The sequence below is a fragment of the Actinoplanes sp. NPDC051633 genome, assembly GCF_040681735.1.
Taxonomy (GTDB): domain Bacteria; phylum Actinomycetota; class Actinomycetes; order Mycobacteriales; family Micromonosporaceae; genus Actinoplanes.
Genome location: NZ_JBFAZH010001291.1, coordinates 1 through 2,063, shown reverse-complemented (window position 1 = coordinate 2,063; position 2,063 = coordinate 1). Strand labels below are relative to the sequence as shown.

General features: G+C 66.4%; 1 protein-coding gene and 2 pseudogenes. 2 read left to right on the top strand and 1 reads right to left on the bottom strand.

Annotation, left to right across the window (positions count from 1 at the left end):
• Window positions 1-92, top strand: a pseudogene (locus tag AB0M20_RS40210) (replication/maintenance protein RepL); the annotation flags it as partial.
• A 2-nt stretch (window positions 93-94) separates the two neighbouring features.
• Here the strand turns inward: AB0M20_RS40210 and AB0M20_RS40205 are convergent.
• A pseudogene (locus AB0M20_RS40205) lies at window positions 95-304 on the bottom strand (phosphoenolpyruvate carboxylase); the annotation flags it as partial.
• 170 nt (window positions 305-474) lie between these two features.
• Here AB0M20_RS40205 and AB0M20_RS40200 point away from each other — a divergent pair.
• The coding region (locus AB0M20_RS40200; RefSeq protein WP_364306404.1) for a lysyl oxidase family protein at window positions 475-2,063 on the top strand (1,589 nt) is incomplete at its 3' end.

Genomic DNA, 2,063 nt, shown 5'->3' with positions numbered 1-2,063 from the left:
GCGGAAAAAAACTTAAAATCGTTAACTATATCCTAGATTATGTCCACTTAAGTAACAATACAATGATAGCTACAACAAGAGAAATAGCAAAAGCTCCCGTGGTCACGTCCATCGCGGCGAGCCGGTCGGCCGCGGCCTCGGCGTCCTGCCGGACCAGCGCGCGGATCTCCTCGACCAAGTCGAGCAGCGGTGGGCCCTCCTGCCGGGCCAGGGTCTGGCCGAGCAGCTTGCCGATCCGGCGGATGTCGGCGCGGAGCGCCGCATCGGGGCCCTCGGGGTCGATCTGGCCCGATTGGTCGGTCACCTCAGCGCTCCTTCACGACGGCGTACGGCGGACAGCGCTGTCCCGACTTCCGCGATCGTATCGGCACGGCCCTCCAGCGGGGTGCTTTGAGGTAAGTCTCATATCTCCTCACACGCACCTCACAGAAGATCAGCTTTCATGTCCCCTCCACCACGCATCGAAGGGGACCCATGCCCACTCGAAAGAACCGCACGCGAGTGCTGGTTGCCGGCTCGATCACCACCGCGCTGGCTCTGTCCGCGGCGGGATACGGCATCGCCGGCGCGGCGCAGGATCCGCCCGCTCTCGCCTTCAAGGCGGTCACCCCGAACGTGACGGCCACCAAGTACATCTCCGAGGACTACAGCTACTTCGATCTCGACCTGGGCGTGAACCTGATCGCCGGCAAGCAGGCGTTCGAGATCCAGGCCAAGCGGAAGAACTACGCGCAGCCGATCGTCGCCCAGCAGATGGTCACCGGCCGCAACGGCAAGAAGCAGGGCGTCCCGCTGCCCGACGGGATCTTCAGCACGTTCGCCGGGTTCCAGGACTTCACGACGATCACCATCAAGGACGCCGCGGGCGAGACGGTGAAGGAGTACACCACCGACTGGTGCCCGAACACGTACAACTCGACGCGGACCCGGCCGGACGCTCCGGCCACGACGCCGTACCCGATGGACTGCTCCGGCTGGAACCCGTTCACGCTCGGCTCGGTGTGGGGCGTGCAGGCCGGCTACAACTCGCCGATCGAGTTCTTCCCGCGCGGCAACGACCCGTGGGAGCAGCCGGACTTCGACCTGCCGGTCGGTGACTTCCAGGTCGGCATCAAGCTCAACGACAAGTACAAGAACTGGCTGAAGGTGCCGGACGCCGACGCCACGGTCTCGCTGAACCTCAAGGTGCAGGAGATCCGGGAGGACGCCAACGAGCAGGGCGCCGCCCGCGCCAAGGCGCTGATGCGGGCCGCCGCGGCCGGTGACGAGCTGCCCAAGGGCGCCGTCGGCGTGAGGGGCGAGCACGGCGAGCACGCCGGCCAGGGCGACGAGACCGTGCAGATCTCGCAGATCGACCCGACGTTCCGGCCGCCGGCGAAGGCGCCCAAGGCGATGGCCAAGGCGCCGAAGGCCGGGCCGCGTCCCGACCTGCGGTCGCTGCCGGCCTGGGGCATCGACCTCTCGGAGGAGGACGGCAAGACGTACGTGAACTTCGGCGCCACGGTGTGGAACGCGGGCACCTCGCCGCTGATGGTGGACGGCTTCCGGCGCACCGGGACCGAGCTGATGGACGCGTACCAGTACTTCTACGACGCCGACGGCAACGAGGTCGGCTCGGTGAACGCCGGGACGATGGAGTGGGACGCGCGCGAGGGCCACATGCACTGGCACTTCACCGACTTCGCGCAGTACAACCTGCTCGCCTCGGACCGCAAGCGGGTCGAGAAGTCCGGCAAGGAGGCGTTCTGCCTCGCCAACACCGACGCGGTCGACTACACGATCCCGAACGCCAAGTGGCGGCCCGGCAACAACGATCTCTCGACCTCCTGTGGTGGCAACACCGCGGTGGCCGTCCGCGAGGTGCTGGACGTCGGCAACGGTGACACGTACTCGCAGTCGCGGCCCGGCCAGTCGTTCGACATCACCGACGTGCCGAACGGCACCTACTTCATCGAGACGCTGGCCAACCCGGAGAAGAAGCTGGCGGAGCTCAAGACCGACAACAACTCGGCGCTTCGCAAGATCATTCTTGGGGGTACGCCGGGAGCGCGCACCCTCGAGGT